The organism is Polaromonas sp. P4_F4, from assembly GCF_056401355.1.
The window spans coordinates 1-520 of sequence record NZ_JBFUJO010000074.1 but is presented as its reverse complement, the minus strand read 5'-3'; the positions used below and the strand labels follow the sequence as shown (position 1 = coordinate 520).

Below are 520 nucleotides of genomic sequence, written 5' to 3'. Positions count from 1 at the left end.
CGTCAGAACGTTGAAGAATTCCACCGCCTGGGTCGATCTCGCCCGGCGTCCAATGCTGCTGCAACGTTGATGCAAGACGCTTTGGGCATTACGATCCATGGTGGCTGGCCTTTGGGAAGATGGTTTGGGTGCTTCGTAAACAACCATCCTATCGACCCTTTGGTCAGCCATCTCCCTTTGCTTTCAAGCACTTACGCACGTCGCCGAAGGCCAACCTGCCAAAGTAAGTGCCATTCGCCTTAATACGGCTTGTCGATGAGGGTGTGCGTGAAAAAACCGGGGCAGGCCATCGTTTTCAGTGGCGCAACAGGATGGCGGCCAGAACAAATGCGGCCATCCACAGCGTTTCGACCAGCAGCAGCACAAAGGGGCGCCAGCCGGCGCGGGCCAGTTGCCTGAATGAAGTCTTCACGCCCAGCGCCGCAATGGCAACGACCAAACAGGCACGCGAGACATCGTTCAGGCCGGTTTGCACCGCCGCCGGTACGCCGCCCATGGAGTTGATGATGATTGATGATGA

At 57.5% G+C, this 520-nt stretch carries 1 protein-coding gene; it reads right to left on the bottom strand.

What is annotated here, in order from left to right; translation table 11 throughout:
* Positions 1-295: 295 nt before the first annotated feature.
* Positions 296-520, bottom strand: a 225-nt coding sequence (locus AC1DUR_RS25820; RefSeq protein ID WP_477722393.1) for a putative sulfate exporter family transporter, incomplete at its 5' end; no start/stop codon positions are given.